We start from the raw sequence: 17,669 nt of genomic DNA on the forward strand, positions 1-17,669 counted from the left end.
ATGCGCCCGGTAGTGCCGGCCGCTGGCCGGCAACCCCCTTCCCTCCCGAGGAGACCTGCATGGCCACCACCAAGAAGACCCTGACCCGCCGCAAAGCCTCGCCCAAGGTGCGCAAAGGCAGCACCGCGACGAAGACTGCTGCCGACCCCGATCGCCCGCGCGTGGTGAAGACCGCAACCCGCAAGGCTGCCGCCAGCGATCCACGGGCGTCGCGCGTCGCGGCCCGACAGCGACGCCTGCAGGACCAGGAAAAGGCCAAGGACGTGCGCGCGGAAAAGAAGGCAACAAAGAAGACCGCGACCCAGGCAGGCGCACGCCGTCAGCCGGAGGCGATGCCGGCGCAGCAGCTGGCCAAGCCAGGGCATGAACACGAACTGGAGCTGGCGCCGCGTTTCCTTGCACCGGACTACACCGGCAGCGGCAAGCTGCGGGGCATGCGCGCGATCGTCACTGGTGGCGATTCCGGCATTGGCCGTGCAGTGGCGGTGCTGTTCGCACGCGAAGGCGCCGATGTGGCGGTACTGCACCTGGACGAGGCCGAGGACGCGGACATCACCCGCCAGCACGTGGAGCGCGAGGGCGGCCGCTGCGTGGTGATCGCCGGTGATGTGCGTGATCCGCGCTTCTGCAACAAGGCGGTCAAGCAGGTGGCCAAGGCGTTCGGCGGCATCGACATCCTGGTCAACAATGCCGCGTTCCAGCTGCATTGCGCGCGGCTGGAAGACCTGGAAGACGCGCATCTGCAGGAAACCCTGCAGACCAACATCGGCGGTTACATACAGATGGCGCGCGCGGTACTGCCGCATCTGGGCGAGGGTGCCAGCATCATCAACACAGGATCGGAAACGGGAATCTTCGGCAGCAAGGCGCTGATCGATTACTCGGCCACCAAGGGCGCGATCCATGCGTTCACCAAATCGCTGGCGAGCCAATTGCTACCGCGTGGCATCCGGGTCAACTGCGTGGCGCCGGGTCCGGTGTGGACGCCGCTGAACCCGGCCGACAAGCCGGCGGAGGACGTGGCGGAGTTCGGCAAGGACAGCGACATGGGGCGGCCCGCACAGCCTGAAGAACTGTCACCTGCTTACGTGTTCCTGGCCTCGCCGGTCTGTGCCAGTTACATCAGCGGGGTGATCCTGCCGGTGATGGGCGGGCCGCGGGGGTGAGGCCGGGCACGGCATGTGCCGCCTGAATAGGGCAGGTGCTGGGGTGTGCGCTGTGTCAAAAGCTCCGTCGGGCTGCTGGGGTAGGCTGACTCCCAACCGATCACGTTCAAGGACCGACCATGCCCGAAATGGATATCAACGCGGCGGCCAACGAAGTCGTCGCCCTGATGCGGCAGAACGACGTGCGCGGTGCCGCCGCCCGCCTGGAGGCCCTGCACGACGGGCAGAGTGTTGTGGTGCAGGAATCGCTGGATCGCTACATCTCGGCGCGTGCCGCCACCGAGCTTGAGGCGTTGCGCCGGAATGGTGGTGTTGCCGCAGCAGATGCGGCCACAGTGAACCCGATGCTGGATCGCCTGGGTGAGGCGACGCGCCCACCGCGGATGCCCGAGGCGGCAGAGACCGCGGGCTTGAGCCAGGCCCAGCAGTACGACGTCTACGGCAGCATCGTGGCCCAGCGCGGCAACACGGCAGCGAACGAAGCAATGGCAACGCAGGACCGCGTGGTGCTGGGGCTGCGCGACGAGAACCGCACCACGGAGGCGCGCGGGCGTGGTGTCTACGACGACCGCATCGTGGTGCTGTGGAAGGATGCGCAGGGCCAAGGCCATGTGCGCGAGTTCAACCAGGCCACGACCGAGCCGACCGCGCAGTACGACGGCCATGCCAAGACCACGCCGCGCAGCCCGGGCTTCGGCAACGTGGCACCGCGTACCAAGACCGAGGGCGAGGACGTCAATGGCGACCGGGTCAAGGATCTGGGGCGACTGGGCGAAGGCACCACCGAAATGCGCGCGACCACCCACCCGCGCCACGGCCACGCCGATGAGTTCGCGCTGCGTCCCTCGCAGGACGCGGTAACCGCCGGTGCCGGCCGGGTGGAGCGGGACAGCAATGGCGATGGTTGGTTCGACGCGCGCGATACCCAGGGCGTGCAGGACCTCAACGACACCTTCAAGATCCACCGCGGCAGCCGGGCAAACACCGATTCGGCAGGTTGCCAGACCATCGGTGGCGGCGAGTACGACGACTTCGTGGCGACGGTGCGCGGCACGCCCGGGCAGAACCGCTGGCAGTACGTGCTGACCTCGGTCGCACCGGGGCAGGCGCGTGAGCTGGGGCAGGACGCCCCGCTTGCTGCCAATGACGACCCCCGCCAGCCCCAGCATCGCGACCATGCCCTGCAGCAGCAGATCAGTACGCGCCTGCAGGCGTTGGGCGGACGCTACGCCGAGCATGCCGATGCCTACAGCCTGGTGATGCTGCGCGAAGCGAAGGCCGCAGGCATCACCCAGGTCGACCAGATCGTGGCCAGCAACCCCAGCGCGGGTCGTGCAGCCGGTGAGACGCTGTTTCTGGTGCAGGGCAGTCCGGGTGATCCTGCGGCGGTGCGTGCAGGGGTCAATGCGTCGGAGGTGCGCGACACCCCGGTGGAATCCAGCCTGCGCCAGTTGCAGCAGCAATCACGCGAGCAGGCTGCGCCGGCACCCGTGCCCGCGCAGCAGCCCGAAGCCCCTGCGATGGGAGGGCGTTGAATGATGGCCCGCCCGCACCTGACACCCGCCCTGTCGTTGATGCTGCTGCTGGCATGCAGCGCCTGTGCGCCCGCCGGGGAACATATTGCGGCCGCAGCGCCGACGTCGAAACCGTCGACCATGCCAGCGCAGCCCTTGTCGCCTGATCGTGGATTGCCCGGGTTGCCGGAAGCCTCTGGCAGCGCCCATCCCGGCGGCCGCTACGGTGCGCTGCCGGAACCGGCGAGGCGGGTGCTGACGCAACTGAAGTGCGACGTGGACGGCGCCAGCGACGTGCAGGTGTTCTCCCTTCCCGGACAGGGCGACCAGCAGGATTTCATGGTCACCGACCGCAGTGGGCCTGGCTTCCAATACTGGATCCGTTCCTTTGCCGGCAGCGCTGGCACCACAGGCTATCTGGTACAGCTTGAGAATTGCCCGGCAACCACCGCAGGCATGCGCGCCTACATCGCACAGGGAGCCGCACCGCTGCAGGATGTCACCGCGTCGTTGCTGGCGCAGGCCGAGCTGCCCGACGCGGCGACCATGACGGCTTACCAGGACAAGGGCGCGGGTGATCTGTTCGCCTTCATCGGGGCGCTGGACAAGGTGCCGGTGCTGCGCTGGGTGGCCGAAGCAGACCCCGAACAGCCACTGGCCGTCGATGCGCGCAGCTTCGACCATGGCAATGCCATCCACGGCGGTTTCCTGCGCTGGAACCAGGATCACTTCGAAGTGGCCAGGACCGTACCCGCCGCGCTATGGCCCTGCGATGACAGCCCGTTGCTGCCGTGCAAGGGCGACCCGTTCGTGAGCGGGCGTTGAGGCCGCGCGCGCATAGAAATCGGCAATGCGCGGAATGGACTGCTGTGGATTGGCGCCGACCAGATTGGTCAGCACCACCACCGCGACGTCGCGGTCGGGATAGACCACGAAGGCCGAGCGCGCACCGCCGATACCGGCCACCTGAAGGTCGGGCGATGCACGCAGCACCGGCCAGCCGCCCGCCCATGGGCCGGCACGGCCATCGGTGAGGCGCTCTGCGGTCCACATCCTCTTCCGCGGTGCATCCTGAAGCAGGCGCCCGTCGGTCAGCGCGACCAGCCAACGCGCGGTGTCATCGGCGGTGGTGAGGATGCCACCACCGGCCCACAGTGAAGGCGGAATGTCGTAGAACCAGTGCGACAGGCGCGGCGGTGCATCGGCTGCGTCGGTTGCACGCGGGGCCAGGCTGTACATCGTTGCCATCTGCGGAATCAGATCGTAGCTGTCGCCAAAGGTGGTGCGCGCCATGCGCGCGCTGCTGAACTGGCCGGTCGCCAGGAAGTGCGCGTACGGCATGCCCGATTGCTGCGCGATGATCCGCGCCAGCAGTACGTAGTTGGTCTGGTTGTATGCGAAGCGCTGGCCGGAGGCCGCCTCCATCGGCAGCGCAGTGACCGCCGCCCACGCTTGGGCTTCGGTACCACCGCCCAGCAGTCCGCTCGCATCGAGGATGTCCGGAAGGCCTGAGGTATGCGCAAGCAACTGGCGTACGCGTACGTCTCTCCACGCTGCCGGAAGATCATCCAGGTAACGCGAGGCCGGCGCGTCCAGATCCAGCTGCCCCTGCTGGGCCAGCTGCGCGGCGGCCACGCCGGTGAACGCCTTGATGGCCGAATTGAGCGGAAAGCGGGTGTCGCGCGAGGCAAGCACACCGTTCTCGACATTGGCCAGACCGTAGGCCTCGGACAACACGATCTGCCCGTCCTTGACCACCGCAATCTGCAATCCCGGGATGCGCTGCTCCAGCATGATCTGGCGGATCAGCCGGCGGGTCTGGTCGTTGGCCTGATCCTGGCTGGCAGAGACGGCGGCGAAGGGCAGGGCAGTGATGAGCATGAGCACGACTCGAAGCGTTGGGCGGAACATGCGGGATTCCGGCGGGGCGTCGAGGATCGGATGCAGCGGGTGCGTAAAAGGTTTAAGCAGTAGCTGCGCTGCGAGGCAGGTACTGGTTGTGTGCGCGGGGCGTGCCTGCTGCGGCTAGCGGATCTGGGAAGGAGACCTTCCGAACTGCCGCTTGAATGCGGCACTGAAGCTGCTGGTATGGGCATAGCCGGCGAGGCTGGCTGCCACGTCCACTGACACCCGCCGTTGCAGCAGGGCGTCGTGTGCCCGTTGCAGGCGCAGTGCGCGCAGCCAGGCGGCGATGCTGCTGCCGTGCAGCTGCTGGAAGGTGCTTTGCAGGTCGACGGCGTTCGTACCCAGCCTGCGCGCCATCTGGTTGATGGTCAGGCCATCGGCCTCGCCGCTCTGCAGCCACTGCTGCAACTGGTCCACGCAACGCCGCAGATGCGCGCTGGGGGCAGGCGCCTCGCGTTCGGCGATCACGGATCGAACCACGCTGGCCGCGACTTCCAGCGCAAAGCTCTCGCGTTGCAGGCTGGCCAGCAGAGGCGGCTCCGCCGTTTCCGCCCCGAACAACGCTGCGGCCCGCCGCAGCAGTGGCGCAGGCGGTTGCCACGCCTGGTTGCGTGCGTGGCTCAGTCGCAGGCGGGTGAGTCCGGCCGATGCAATGCCATCGAGCTGGCGCGACAACCAGTCCTGGCCGAGGTGCAGGCTGACCTTGGTTTCCTCGCGACCCGCCTGCCAATGGCGCTGGAACGCTTCCTCCTCACGAAGGTGGACCAGCATCGCCGGGCTCCCGGCCCGGCGGCTGTCCATCTGCAGGCGCTGGTTGGTGATGACCACTTCGGCCTGCCCCTGCAGCAGGAAACTGGCGGTGAGACCCGCAGGCAGGCAGTTCTGGCTGCGGCCGCCGACCATGTCCTGGCTGCGGCTGAGGTAGAGCACCAGGCCGCTGTCCATCGACTGCACCTGCTGCCAGCCGGCCAGCACAGGCAGCGCATCGGGGAGACCCGATTCAAAGTCGACCCGGCCGCCCAGCGCGTGGGCGGCGCTCATCAGTTCGGCGCAGGAATAGACCTGCATGCAAGGCACCCGCGAAAGCTGTCGTGCCTAAATTTTCTTTCGTCGCGCCTAAACTTTCAATGGTATTGCAAATTATTCTCATTTGCGGGGGCTCGCTGCCCCTTTCCCCTGTTCAGCAAGAAGGTCGATGGCGATGGGTCTGGTGATCAACGAGGCGGTGGTGCTGCGTGCCGTCTTCCATGGCGCGGTGGATGCGCACCAGATCCGGTACTGGCTGGACCGCGTGCAGGCGCTGATCGATGCCCACCGTCCCTTCTACTTCGTTGCCAGCACCGCGCCCGGTGCCACCTTCTGCGACGATTACCGTGCCCTGCAGGCGGTCTGGTACAAGCAGTACAAGGCCGCCTTCCGGCGGTACTGCCGGGGCCTGGTGCGCATCGCCAGCGATGCCGCCGATCAGCAGCGGCTGGACACTCCGGCGCTGCATGCGGCCTGGGCCGTGCCGTACTTCGTCACCGCCGATGCCGGCGCGGGCATGCGCTGGATTGGCGAGCACCTGGAGCAGGCCGATGCGCACTGAGCGCGCCGCCGCTTCGCCGTTCGGCCTGGGTGTGATCGTCGCGCTGTACATGGCGCATGCCTTGCCCCTGTATTTCTACAACGTGGCGGTACCGGCCATCCTGCGTAGCCAGGGCGTGGATCTGCGCTGGATCGGCATGTTGTCGCTGCTTTACCTGCCGTGGGCGCTGAAGTTCCTGTGGGCACCACTGGTGGACCGCTGGCATCTGCCGGCCCTCGGTCGCCGCCGCAGCTGGCTGTGGCTGACCCAGCTGTTGCTGCTGGCCGGGATCCTGGTGCTGGCGTTCACCGGCCTGGATCATGGCCTGGTCGTGTTCGTGCTGGTCGGCATGTGGATCTCGAGCATTGCCGCCACCCAGGACATCGCCATCGACGGCTACACCGTGGAGGCGCTGGCGCCGGCCGAGCACCGGTTGGGCAGCATGGCGCAAAGCGTGGGTGTGGCCCTGGGCAGCATGATCGGTGGCGCCGGTGTGCTGTGGCTGTATGAAACCCGCGGCTGGAGCGTGGCCCTGCTGAGCCTGGCCGCAATGAGCGCACTGACCCTGCTGGCAGTGCAGCGGATCAACGAAACGCCGGCCAGGCCCGACGCGCCGCGGCCGAGCATCCTGCGTGCGCTGCGTCGTCGCGAACTGCGCTGGGCGCTGCTGCTGATCGTGCTGTACCGGCTGGTGGAAGCGCCGGCCATGGCGATGATCAACCCGCTGCTGGTCGACCAGCAGTTCAGCCTGACCGAGATCGGGTTGCTGATCTCGGTGGGCGGCGCCGGTACCGGCATGCTGGCTGCGGTGGGCGCCGCCTGGCTGCTCAAGCAGCGCCGGGCCGAGCAGTTGCTGATGCACGCTGGCTGGTGGCGCACCGTGTTGTATGTACTGCTGGCGTTGATGCTTTACAGCGGTGCGATGGCGTCGTCACGGTGGGGCCTGGGCGTGCTGGTGATCGCGCTGCTGGCGCTGCGCTATGTGGCGATGACCAGCCTGTATGCCCTGTTCATGCGGGTCAGTTCGCGTGCCCAGGCCGGCACTGACTTCACCTTGCTGGTGTGCTTCGAGCTGCTGGTCAATTTCATCGGCGGTGCATTGTCCGGCTTCCTCGCCAAGGGACTGGGCTACCCCATCTACTACATCGCGCTGGCGGCAGTTTCGGCGCTCGGGTTGCTGCTGTGCCGGCCGCTGATGCGCCGCTTCGCAGCACCCACGAACTCCCCCTGATACGCAACGAGGACACCATGCGGCATACCGCAGCAACCCTTCCGCTGGCGATGCTGGCGTTGGCCATCAGTGGCCAGCTGGCGGCGCAGAATACGTCCGCTACGGCTGGCACCCGGCAACTGGATGCGGTGAGTGTCACCGCCGTGCGAGGCGCACGCAGCGTGGCCGAGATCGCCGGCACCGTGTATGCCATCGAGCGCGAGCAGATTGCCCCGCAGATCACCGCCGGGCGCAGCACCGCCGACATCCTCGGCCAGCTGGTGCCGTCGCTGGCGCCGGCCAGTGGGACCACCAGCAACTACGGCATGACCATGCGTGGCCGCAGCGTGCAGGTGATGATCGATGGCGTGCCATTGACCGGCGCACGCGATGGGTCGCGCCAGCTCAACAGCATCTCGCCGACCATGATCGAGCGCATCGAGGTGATCTCCGGCGCCACCGCGCTGTATGGCGCCGGTGCCAGTGGCGGCATCATCAACATCATCACCCTGCAGCCCGGTGAGCAGCCGGTGCAGCTGGCCAGCCAGTTCGGCCTGCGCAGCCCCTCGCATCTGTCCAGTGACACGCTGGCCTGGAACGCCGCGCAGACCATGACCGTGCGCGGCGATCAGTTCAGTGGCGCGTTCGGCTTCGCCTATGGCCGGCAGGGCGCATCGCTGGATGCGCATGGCCGCCGTATCGGCCCGGAGATCGCGCAGACTGATCGGCAGGACACCGAGACCCGCGAACTCAATGCGCGCTTCGATTGGACGCTGACGGACAGCCAGCGGTTGAGCGTCGGCGTACGCTGGTTCGACGATCAACAGGACAGTGATCACGGCCCCGACTATGGCCCGCGCCTGGCCGCGCTGTTCAACCCTGCATTCACGCCCAGCCACCAGGCGCTGCCCGGCCTGCAGCTGGAGGCGCAGCCGCGTACCCGGCACCAGGGAGTGAATGCGCAGTACCGCAACCGCGATGTACTGGGCGGGCAGGAACTGAGCGTGGAAGCCTATTACCGCAACGAGCAGGGACGCTGGTTCCCGTCGGTGTCGACCCTGGTGCATCCGGCACTGCGCGGGGGCTTCGCCTATGTGGCGATGCAGTCCAACACCGAAATCGACGTTTGGGGCCTGCGCAGCGCGCTGCACAAGGATTTCCAAGTTGGTGGCCGCAGCCTGCAGCTGTCATACGGTGTGGACCACGAGCGCGAGCAGGACAGCCAGCGCGGACAGATGTATGACATCAACCGCTTCATCGCCAGCAATGGTCTGGATTACCGACCGACAGCGCAGTACGCGATGGGGCCGGACGTGCGCGTGGACACCACCGGACTGTTCCTGCAGGCCGACCATTCGCTCGGCGAGCGCTTCAGCGTGCAGGCCGGCGTGCGCCACCAGATCCTGCGCAACCGCGTCGAGGATTCACTTCCCTACACCGAAGCGATCACCGCCGACGCCGTTGCGGGGTACACGCCGCGCCTGCTGCAGGGTGGCCGCGTGCGCCACGCGCAGACCCTGTTCAATGCCGGCGTGGTGTACCGGCTGGACGCATCGCAACAGCTTTTCGCGAACTTCTCGCAGGGATTCAGCCTGCCCGATACGCAGCGCATGCTGCGCGATGTGCCGGCGAGCTTCGTCATCGACAGCCGCAACGTCGGCCCGATCAAGGTCGACAGCTATGAGCTGGGCTGGCGCCGCAGCGATGCATCGCTGCAGAGCGCGGTGACCGCGTTCTACAACCGCTCGGACAAGACCGTGCAGTTCAACCGTGACTACAGCGTGTCGGTGGCCGACACCGATGAGCGCGTGTGGGGCGTGGAGGCCAACCTGCGCTACACGCCGACGGCGCAGCTGGAGCTGGGCGCCAGCCTTGCCAGCACCCGGGGCCAGTACCGCGATGCTGCCGGACGTTGGCGTGAGCTCAATGCGTTCCGCGTTTCACCCTTGAAGGCTGGTGTGCATGGGCAGTGGCGCTTCGCCAATGACAGCCTGCTGCGCTTGCAGGGACAAGTGGTGGGCGGGACCGATCGTGCCTGGCGCGATGCGCCACTCGCAGCGATCAGTCCCAGCATTCGCGCCACCCCGGCGGCGAAGATCCACGGCTATGCGGTGTTCGACCTGATCGGCGAAGTACCACTGGCAGGCGGCCGCTTCAGCGCGGGCATCTACAACCTGGCCGATCGTGACTACCGCACGGTCTATGGCCAGCAGGCCGAGGCGACCTACGGAAAGATGTCCAGTCTGCCGGCGGCAGGGCGGACCTTCTCGATCGGGTACCGGGTGGAGTACTGAGCCGGACGACATCCCCCTACCGTTCGTCGGCCCATGACTTCCGGGGGGTTGACTACAGTTGTCGTCACTCAGAAAGTGGCGACACGTGTAGTCAAGGGAGTGGTGTCATGCGTGGCAAGACGATCGGGGACCAGGAGCTGGCCCTGCTGCAGTACATCGATGAACATGCGCCGGCCAGCGTCGGCGAGGTCGCCAGTGGCTACGGCGAGGCCCGTGGCCTGGCCCGGTCCACCGTGCTGACGATGATGGAGCGGCTGCGGGCGAAGGGGTATCTTCGTCGCCAGCAGCAGGACGGCGTCTACCGCTACCAGGCCACCCGTGGCCCGGAAAGCGTGCTGCAGGGTGCAGTGGCCCAGTTCGTCGACAACACGCTGCAGGGCTCGGTGTCGCCGTTCGTGGCCTACCTGTCGCAGCGCCAGCAGGTCAGCGACAACGAGCTGGCCGAGCTGGAAGCGCTGGTCGCCGAACTCCAATCGCGCCGCCAAGAGGGCTGAGCCATGGACACCACGATGCTGATCCTGTTGTTGGAACGGCTGGGCTGGACCAGCCTGCAGACCGTGCTGCTGGTGGCCCTGGTGTACGGCGTGTGCCGCGCACTGCCGTCCCTGTCGGCGGCCACCCGCTGCCGCCTGTGGTGGCTGGTTTCGCTGCAGGCCGTGCTCGGCCTGTTCTGGAGCCAGCCGCTGCAGCTGGCCTGGCTGCCGGCACCGCAGGCGGTGGCGATGACCGCCACGGACGTTGCCGCAGATATGGTCTACCCGCTGGCGCCGGACGCCTCGGCGCAGCTGCTGGCGACGATGCCGGTGCCTGCAGCGGACGTGCCGGCAGTTGCGTGGTGGGCCGTTGCACTGGCTGTGCTGTGGGCATCCGGTGTGCTGCTGATGGCCCTACGCACCTTCGGTGAGTGGCGCCGCTGCCGGGCGCTGCTGGCCGCCGCCTATCCCTGCGAGGACGAGGCGCTGGTGCAGGCGCTGCAGCTGGCCTCCGATGCCCACGGCGTACGCCCTGCGCCGCGGCTGTGGATGAGCGCGCAGGTGGACGCACCGCAGCTGGTCGGCCCGTTCCGCCCGGTGCTGCTGCTGCCGGCCGGCGACAATGCCCTGCAGGGCGATGCGCTGGACCTGGCACTGACCCACGAGCTGCAGCATCTGCAGCGGCGCGATCTGCAGTGGGGCCTGCTGCCCGCATTGGCCCAGCACCTGTTCTTCTTCCACCCGCTGCTGCGCTTGTCGGTGCGCGAATACGCACAGGCCCGCGAGGAAGCCGTGGATGCGGCCGTGGTCGGCCAGCACGGCGCGAGTCGCCAGGCCTATGGCCGCCTGCTGTTGCAGCTGGGCGTGGCACCGCAGCCACACCTGGGCGTGGCCAGCGCCGCGCCGAACACCACCAGCCTCAAGCGCCGCCTGCTTTCGCTGCAGTCGCGCCGGTCCTGCCCGCGCATCCTGGCGATGGCGTTGACCGCTGTCGTCGTTGTGGTGGGCGTGGCACCGATGCGGCTGGTGGCGGCGCCAGTGCCGCCGGCACCGCCGGCGCCTCCGGCCGCACCGAAGGCCGTGGTGCCGCCGCCCCCGAAGGCTCCGAACGCGCCGCCCGCACCGCCTTCGGCCGCGCGCGTTCCGGCCGTGCCGGTGGCGCCCGCGCCGCCTGCCGAGCCGGCCGATGTCGAGGCGCTGTCAGGCCCGGACGATGCCGATGTGGCGGTCGACGTGGATGTCGATGTGGATACCGACATGCACAGTGAACATTCGACTTCCCACACCACCTCCATCACCACCTACGGGCGCCTGGACCTCGGCAAGTCGCCGTCGCAGGCCTACGTGCTGGTCGATGGTGATTCGACCTTCGCCAATGGCGGCATCGACGATGTAACGGTGGCGCGCAGGCAGCTCGGCAAGGGGCCGGCGCTGTGGTTCCGCCAGGGCGACAAGCGCTATGTGGTGCGCGACCCGATGCTGATCCAGACCCTGCAGCGCGCCTACAGCGGCGCCGCAGACCTCGGTCGCCAGCAGAGCGAACTGGGCCGCCAGCAGAGTGCGCTGGGTCGCGAGCAGGGCGAACTCGGCAGGCAGATGGGTGAGATGGGCCGCCTGCAGGGCGAGGAGTCACGCCGCATTGCGCTGGCCGCCGCTGAGGTAGCGCGCAGCGCGATGGCCGCCCACGACATCAACCGTGAGGCCGCCGCAGAAGCAGCAAAGGCGGCGCGTGGTGCGACCAGCGATATGGCCGTTGCGCGTGAGGCTGCACGCGAGGCCGCCGCCGAGGCACGTCGTGCGATGCAGGAAGCCCGCAGCGAGGCCGCGCAATCCGGCCGCACCCGTGACATGCAGCGCCTGGCCAGCCAGCAGTCCGAACTGGCCAGCCGACAGGCGGCACTGGGCAGCCAACAGGCCGCGTTGGGCGAGCGTCAGGCGCGCGTACATGCGCAGGCATCGCAGCAGGCGCAGCAGGTGATCGCGCGCGCACTGGCCAGCGGCAAAGCCGAGCGCCTCTGAAACGGCGGTAGCGCCGGGCCATGCCCGGCGAGCGCAGCGGCACGCCTGGAGAGGGAAGGCGCCGGGCATGGCCCGGCGCTACCCACCGGGCGATCAACCGCAGCTGGCGCGTTCGATCCGGTTCTGCGCATCTACCTGCACGGTCACGCGGTCCTGGCGGAAGTCCATGGTCACCGCCATGCCCGGCTTGACCACCCGTGCACCGCGCGCGCCGCTGGCGGTCACCAGTTTCTTGATCGTGGCTTCGTCGGCGGTCTTGCCGGTGAAGGCTTCCAGCGCCTCCGGCTTGCATTCGTGCGCGGCATCGGCCACGGGCGCTGGCGCGGGATCGTGGGAGGTGCTGCTGCCAGCGTGACTGCAGGCGGCCAACGGCAGGATGGCGAGCAGGACCAGGGGATTGAGGCGCATCGTCGGGCTCCAGGCGTGGATGGTGGCGGCAGTGTCACCGCTGCCACCGTCAGGCCGCGTCAACGCCTACTGCCCGACCAGCGCCAGGGTTTCGCGTTCACGTTGTTCTTCCCGTACCAGCCGCTGCAGCAGCAGGGCCAGGGTCACCACGTCCTGGTGGTTGTGGTCGGCCACCCGGCGCAGGTTCACCGCGTCGCCGCCGCGCAGGAAACGCAGCCATGCGCCGGGCGCTTCCGAGCCGGGCAGGTCATCCTCGCGCACCACGCGCAGCAGCTGGCGTTCGATGGTGGACAGCTTGCAGTTCTCCCACGTGCCGCGATAGCGGCGGCGGGTCGGATAGAGCAGGTCGACGTGATCCAGCGCTGTAATCGGGCAACGCTGGCGGGCCAGTCGGTAGCGCGCCTTCAACAGGGGTGCATCGTAGCTGCGGCCGTTGTAGCTGCAGAACACGGTGGACGGCTGCAGCCAGCTGGCGAAGGTGGCCAGCATCGCGTCCTCGGCGGCCATCGTCGACATCAACAATTGGCGGATGCGCAGGCCTTCGCCGCGTTGCGGGCACACATGCCAGTCGGCCGCGCCGATCATGAAGGCACGGGTGCCGGTGCCGCCGGCCAGGCCGGTGGTCTCGGTATCGAAGAACAGCAGGTCGCGTGGAGCCACGTGTTCGCCTTCGCGGCGGGCGAAATCCAGCGACATCGACTGCGCCGGAATGGGCTGCGGCTGCAGCGATTCGATCAGGAACAGGCCCGGTGCGATTTCCTCGCCAGGCAGCTGGCGATCCTGCGCGCTGGCCCGTGCAGGTGCAGGGCCGCCTCGCGTGCGCAGGCCGAGCAGGCGATGCAGGCTACCCACTTCCGGCCGACGTAGCGGTGCGGGTGTCGGTGTGGAGGCCGCTGCGCCAGTCGCCTTGTGGCGGATTTCCTGTTCGACCCAGGCGAACACCGAACGCTCGGCCGGTGGTTGCCGCGCATCGTTGGCGGCAACCGGTGCCGGCGCTGCGGGCGGCGGCTCGGGCGCAGCCGGCGTGACTGCTTTCGGGTCACCGGCCTGCTTCCGCAGCAGGCGCAGCTTGTCCAGGCTCAGGCTCACGGGGCCAGCAGCTCCATCGGATCGCGCGTGGTCATCACCACGTCGGGCACGTGCTGGCAGGCCTCGGCATCGAACAGGTCGAGCACGCGCAGCGCCAGCGCACGCGGCGAAGTCTCATCTTCTTCCTGCGCGGCCAGCACCGGCCCGACACAGGCCGGGCAGCCGGCCTTGCAGTCGCAGCGCTGCACCAGTTCGCGCGCGCGCTGCACCAGCTCGGCCTGGCGCTGCCATAGCGGTTCGCTCAGGCCGACGCCGCCGGGGAAGTTGTCGTACAGATACACGGTGGGCACGAACTCCTGCAGCAGCTCCACCACACCGGGATCACCTTCGCTGCCACGCAGCTGGCCACGGCCGCTCTGGTCGGCGATCGCGAACCAGGAACCATCGCCGTTGCCCACGGACTTCTGCAGGTCACGCGCATCGGCCATCACCGCCACGGTGGCGACGATGTGCAGCGCATACGCCGCGCCGAGGAAACCATCGAGCGCATCCTGCTTGCTGGCGAACGCGCGCAGCAACAGCGCCTGCGGCAGCTGCCACCACACCGCGGTGGTATGCAGTTCCTGGTCGGGCAGGTTCACCGGGCCGTAGCCGATATTCTCGTGGGTGTAGTAGCGGATCTTCTTGTAGCCGGCCACGCGGCGCACCACGTGCACTTCGCCATGATGCGAATCACCACGGCCGGCCACGCCACCGTCGAAGCGGTCCAGCACCTTGAGCTTGGTGAAGTCGATGCTGTCGGTGTAGTAATCCACATGCGTGCGGGTGACATAGGCCTTGCGGCCGTCCCAGTCGAGCGTCTCCACCTGGTAGGGCGTGGACTGCACCATGTGGATGGCGCCTTCGTACAGGGTGAGTGCGGCAGCGGAATAGTCGACCTCGGCGATGATCTGCTGGCGGCCATCGCTGCGATCGACCACCACGAAGTTGCCATCGGCCACCGCACGCAGGCTGACCGCGTTCGCTGGATAGCTGTCGGCGATCCATTCCCAGCGTTCGCCTTCGCGGTGGATCACTTCTGTCTCTGCCAGCGCTTCCAGGAACACTTCCGGGTCGATCGGGCCGAAGCCATCACCGACCCGGAACGGCAGCTCGAAGGCTGCGCAGCGGATGTGGTCGAACAGGATCAGCGGCTGGTCCGGCGCGATGCGCGCGTGCTCAGGCGAGGCCTCGGCGAAGAAGTCCGGATGCCGCACCACGTACTGGTCCAGCGGCTGCGAACTGGCCACCATCACCCCAAGCGCCGGCTGCTGACGGCGGCCGGCACGGCCGAAGCGCTGCCAGGTGGCGGCCACGCTGCCGGGGTAGCCGTTGAGGATGACCACGTCCAGGCTGCCGATATCCACGCCCAGCTCCAGTGCCGAGGTGCTGACGATGCCGTCGATGGTGCCGGCGCGCATCGCACGCTCGGTCTCGCGGCGTTCGGTGGGCAGGTAGCCACCGCGGTAGGCGCGGATGCGTGGCGGCTTGCGCGGGTCGTGGTCGAAGATGTCCTTCAGGTACTTGGTCAGCACCTCGACCATCAACCGGGTCTGCGCGAACACCAGGGTCTTCAGCCCGGACTTGATCGCGATGCGCGCGATACGGTTGCTCTGCGAGCGCGCCGAGGCACGCAGGCCCAGATCCGGGTTGATCACCGGCGGGTTCCACAACAGCACCTGCTTGGGCCCGCTGGGCGCGCCGGACTCGGTGATGGCGGTGACCGGTGCTTCGATCAGCGCCTCGGCATGCGCCTGCGGATTGCCGATGGTGGCCGAGCACAGGATGAACTGCGGTTGCACGCCATAGAACGCGCAGATGCGCTTGAGCCGGCGCAGTACGTTGGTGACGTGGCTGCCGAACACGCCGCGGTAGGTGTGCACTTCGTCGATGACGATGTAGCGCAGGTTCTCGAAGAACTGCGCCCACTTGGTGTGATGCGGCAGGATCGCCTGGTGCAGCATGTCCGGGTTGGACACCACGATGTCGCCGTGCAGGCGGATCGCCTGCCGCGCATCGCCGGGAGTGTCGCCATCGAAGGTGAAGGCCTTTACGCCCAGATCGCCGGCACGGTTGAGTTCCAGCAGCTCGGCCACCTGGTCCTGGGCCAGTGCCTTGGTCGGGAACAGGTACAGCGCCTTGGCCTTGTCCTGCATCGCCGCGCTGACCACCGGCAGGGTGTAGCACAGCGACTTGCCGCTGGCGGTGGGGGTGACGATGGCCACATGCTCGCCACGCTGGCTGGCCTCCCAGGCCTCGGCCTGGTGGCTGTAGAGCTGCTCGATGCCACGTGCCTTCAGCGCTGCAGCCAGGGCAGGCGGCACTGAATCGGGCAGCGGCGCGTAGCGACCCTCGCGGCCGGGGATGGCGAAGCTGCCGGTGATACGGTCCTGGTAGCGGCGCTGCAGGCGCGCACTGAGCAGGGCGCCGTCGCGGGCCGGCAGGCCATCACGGGTGGCGAGCTTCTGCTCGGCATCGGCGGTGCGCTTGGCGAGTTCGTAAGCCATGGAAGATGGAGCCGGGACGTTTTTCGAGGGGTCACATGGCACCACATTCACGTCTCAGGATGTGAGACACCGCACACGGAGCGCGTGAATCGTTCAGTCCTCGCGTCCCGTGGTGTCGCCGCATCTCCCCTGGCTGAACAGCTGCCAGTGCAGCAACGAAATCTGAAGCCGGTATCCGTATCCTTGGGCGCTGGACGCAACCAACAGGGTGGATGGCTGTGGCACGACGTGGAACGCAGGGAGCCGTCCTGGCCAGCATGCTGCTGGCCGGTATCGCGCAGGCGCAGCAGGCCACGCCGGTAGCGGTGCCCGACCCAGCGCCCGAACCTCCTGCAGATGCGCCGGCGGCAACCACCGCGCCGATCTCCACCACCCTGCCGCAGGACAACGTCACCACCCTTGGCGAAGTGCGTGCGCTCAAGCCCGAAGACGAGCCGCTGGATCTGTACCGTTTCAAGAACCCGGTGAAGTTCGGCGACAACCGCTTCAGTCGCGACTGGAGCGAACCGCCGTCGCCGGAGCAGGTCAGCATGGGCGGTGGCTACATCATGATGGGCGTGGTCAAGGGTGTGATGGCGGCGGCCAAGGGGATCAACAAACTCACCGGCGGACCGGCGCAGATCCAGGCCGCCGTGGCGCGGCCACCGCCGGAGCTCAGTGCCGAACAGCAGCAGCGTGCGCTGCGGTTCTCCCAGGAGCAGGATGCCGGCGATGCACCGCCGGTGAAGTAGGCCGGTATATCCTGCCGGCTCCCCACCGCTAGTGCTGCCATGTTCCTGCGTTCGATCTGCCTGCTGGCCGCATTGCTGCCGGCGTCCGCCTTCGCCGATGGCATCGCCGGTGATGGCGCCTGCCGCAATGGCGCGTTTCCCTCTGAACAGAGCCGGTTCGCTCTGGCGCGGGTGGTCGATGCGCCCCGTCTGTACCTGCTTGGCGACATGGACGGCTGCCCGGCGAAGGGCGAACCGGCCTGCCGACAGCGCAGCTATGTGGTCAATGGCGATACCGTGGTGACCGGGCGTGATCTTGGCCGCTACCGCTGCGCGTTCTTCCCGAACAAGGTGGGTGGCAGTGCTGGCTGGGTGGACCGCAGCAAGCTGCAGGCGTTGCCGGTGGTCGTGCCGTCGCTGCAGGATTGGGCGGGCCACTGGAAGGACGGCGACAACGGCCTGCGCATCACCGTGCAGGGCGGGCAGCTGCATGTGGAGGGTGACGCCTACTGGCCCTCCGCCAACCCCACGCCGGAGCAGCGTCCCTACGGGCCGAACATGGGCCAGGTGGAAGCGCGCGCGGCGCCGCGTGGTGCCGATGTCGAGTTTGTAGAGGACACCTGCAAGGTGCGCGTGCATTCGCTGGGGGAGGTGCTGATCGTGGCCGACAACCGCGAATGCGGTGGCATGAACGTGCGCTTCAACGGCGTGTACCGGCGCGCGGGCACGCGTTGACCTCGCGGAAAGGCGCCAACCAAGCTTGGCATCTACCAGGGCAACCGGCCAGTAGATCCACGCCATGCGTGGATGCTGTCCGCGATCCAATCG

The 17,669-nt window shown here is 67.9% G+C and carries 15 protein-coding genes; 10 read left to right on the top strand and 5 right to left on the bottom strand.

The features are described 5' to 3' along the window. Nucleotides 1–59: 59 nt before the first annotated feature. From SMAL_RS00340 to SMAL_RS00350, 3 genes are all read left to right on the top strand, one after another. Nucleotides 60–1,166, top strand: coding sequence for an SDR family oxidoreductase (locus SMAL_RS00340; RefSeq protein ID WP_012509647.1), 1,107 nt, complete (start codon nucleotides 60–62; stop codon nucleotides 1,164–1,166). Between the two features lie 119 nt (nucleotides 1,167–1,285). Beyond that, nucleotides 1,286–2,701: an XVIPCD domain-containing protein gene (locus SMAL_RS00345; protein WP_012509648.1), complete on the top strand. Its 1,416-nt coding sequence runs from the start codon at nucleotides 1,286–1,288 to the stop codon at nucleotides 2,699–2,701. Nucleotides 2,702–2,821: 120 nt separating this feature from the next. Further along, nucleotides 2,822–3,505: a hypothetical protein gene (locus tag SMAL_RS00350; protein ID WP_232274001.1), complete on the top strand. Its 684-nt coding sequence runs from the start codon at nucleotides 2,822–2,824 to the stop codon at nucleotides 3,503–3,505. Here SMAL_RS00350 and SMAL_RS00355 read toward each other — a convergent pair. Together SMAL_RS00355 and SMAL_RS00360 are read right to left on the bottom strand one after the other, a co-directional pair. After that, a complete protein-coding gene (locus SMAL_RS00355; protein ID WP_012509650.1) occupies nucleotides 3,440–4,561 on the bottom strand; it encodes a serine hydrolase domain-containing protein in 1,122 nt (373 codons plus the stop codon). The genes SMAL_RS00350 and SMAL_RS00355 overlap by 66 nt on opposite strands. A 144-nt stretch (nucleotides 4,562–4,705) precedes the next feature. After that, nucleotides 4,706–5,653, bottom strand: coding sequence for a helix-turn-helix transcriptional regulator (locus SMAL_RS00360; RefSeq protein WP_012509651.1), 948 nt, complete (start codon nucleotides 5,651–5,653; stop codon nucleotides 4,706–4,708). Between the two features lie 127 nt (nucleotides 5,654–5,780). On the opposite strand from SMAL_RS00360, the gene SMAL_RS00365 reads away from it, so the two are divergent. The 5 genes from SMAL_RS00365 (at nucleotide 5,781) to SMAL_RS00385 (ending at nucleotide 12,148) form a co-directional block, all read left to right on the top strand. Beyond that, the gene (locus SMAL_RS00365; protein ID WP_198283150.1) at nucleotides 5,781–6,173 is read left to right on the top strand and encodes a hypothetical protein; all 393 of its coding nucleotides are present in this window, start codon (nucleotides 5,781–5,783) and stop codon (nucleotides 6,171–6,173) included. Further along, the gene (locus tag SMAL_RS00370) at nucleotides 6,163–7,383 is read left to right on the top strand and encodes an MFS transporter (RefSeq protein WP_012509653.1); all 1,221 of its coding nucleotides are present in this window, start codon (nucleotides 6,163–6,165) and stop codon (nucleotides 7,381–7,383) included. The genes SMAL_RS00365 and SMAL_RS00370 overlap by 11 nt, the downstream gene beginning before the upstream one ends. 17 nt (nucleotides 7,384–7,400) lie before the next feature. Next, complete coding sequence (locus tag SMAL_RS00375; RefSeq protein ID WP_012509654.1) at nucleotides 7,401–9,656, top strand: TonB-dependent receptor; 2,256 nt, start codon at nucleotides 7,401–7,403, stop codon at nucleotides 9,654–9,656. Nucleotides 9,657–9,763: 107 nt separating this feature from the next. After that, a complete protein-coding gene (locus SMAL_RS00380; RefSeq protein ID WP_012509655.1) occupies nucleotides 9,764–10,150 on the top strand; it encodes a BlaI/MecI/CopY family transcriptional regulator in 387 nt (128 codons plus the stop codon). A 3-nt stretch (nucleotides 10,151–10,153) separates the two neighbouring features. Continuing rightward, nucleotides 10,154–12,148: a M56 family metallopeptidase gene (locus SMAL_RS00385; RefSeq protein ID WP_012509656.1), complete on the top strand. Its 1,995-nt coding sequence runs from the start codon at nucleotides 10,154–10,156 to the stop codon at nucleotides 12,146–12,148. A gap of 93 nt (nucleotides 12,149–12,241) precedes the next feature. Here SMAL_RS00385 and SMAL_RS00390 read toward each other — a convergent pair whose 3' ends face one another. The 3 genes from SMAL_RS00390 to SMAL_RS00400 form a co-directional block, all read right to left on the bottom strand. Next, nucleotides 12,242–12,556 (bottom strand): I78 family peptidase inhibitor, encoded by a 315-nt coding sequence (locus SMAL_RS00390; protein ID WP_012509657.1) that lies wholly within the window; start codon nucleotides 12,554–12,556, stop codon nucleotides 12,242–12,244. A gap of 66 nt (nucleotides 12,557–12,622) precedes the next feature. Next, nucleotides 12,623–13,645, bottom strand: coding sequence for a ribonuclease H-like domain-containing protein (locus tag SMAL_RS00395; RefSeq protein WP_012509658.1), 1,023 nt, complete (start codon nucleotides 13,643–13,645; stop codon nucleotides 12,623–12,625). After that, complete coding sequence (locus SMAL_RS00400; protein WP_012509659.1) at nucleotides 13,642–16,131, bottom strand: DEAD/DEAH box helicase; 2,490 nt, start codon at nucleotides 16,129–16,131, stop codon at nucleotides 13,642–13,644. Before SMAL_RS00400 ends, SMAL_RS00395 begins: the two co-directional genes overlap by 4 nt. A gap of 212 nt (nucleotides 16,132–16,343) precedes the next feature. Between SMAL_RS00400 and SMAL_RS00405 the strand changes: the two genes are divergently transcribed. Together SMAL_RS00405 and SMAL_RS00410 are read left to right on the top strand one after the other, a co-directional pair. After that, entirely contained in the window at nucleotides 16,344–16,862 is a 519-nt protein-coding gene (locus SMAL_RS00405) for a hypothetical protein (RefSeq protein WP_012509660.1), read from the top strand. A gap of 39 nt (nucleotides 16,863–16,901) precedes the next feature. Beyond that, on the top strand, nucleotides 16,902–17,576 hold the full coding sequence (locus SMAL_RS00410) for a hypothetical protein (protein WP_012509661.1): 675 nt from the start codon (nucleotides 16,902–16,904) through the stop codon (nucleotides 17,574–17,576). Nucleotides 17,577–17,669 lie beyond the last annotated feature (93 nt).

Source organism: Stenotrophomonas maltophilia R551-3 (assembly GCF_000020665.1).
Classification (GTDB): domain Bacteria; phylum Pseudomonadota; class Gammaproteobacteria; order Xanthomonadales; family Xanthomonadaceae; genus Stenotrophomonas; species Stenotrophomonas maltophilia_L.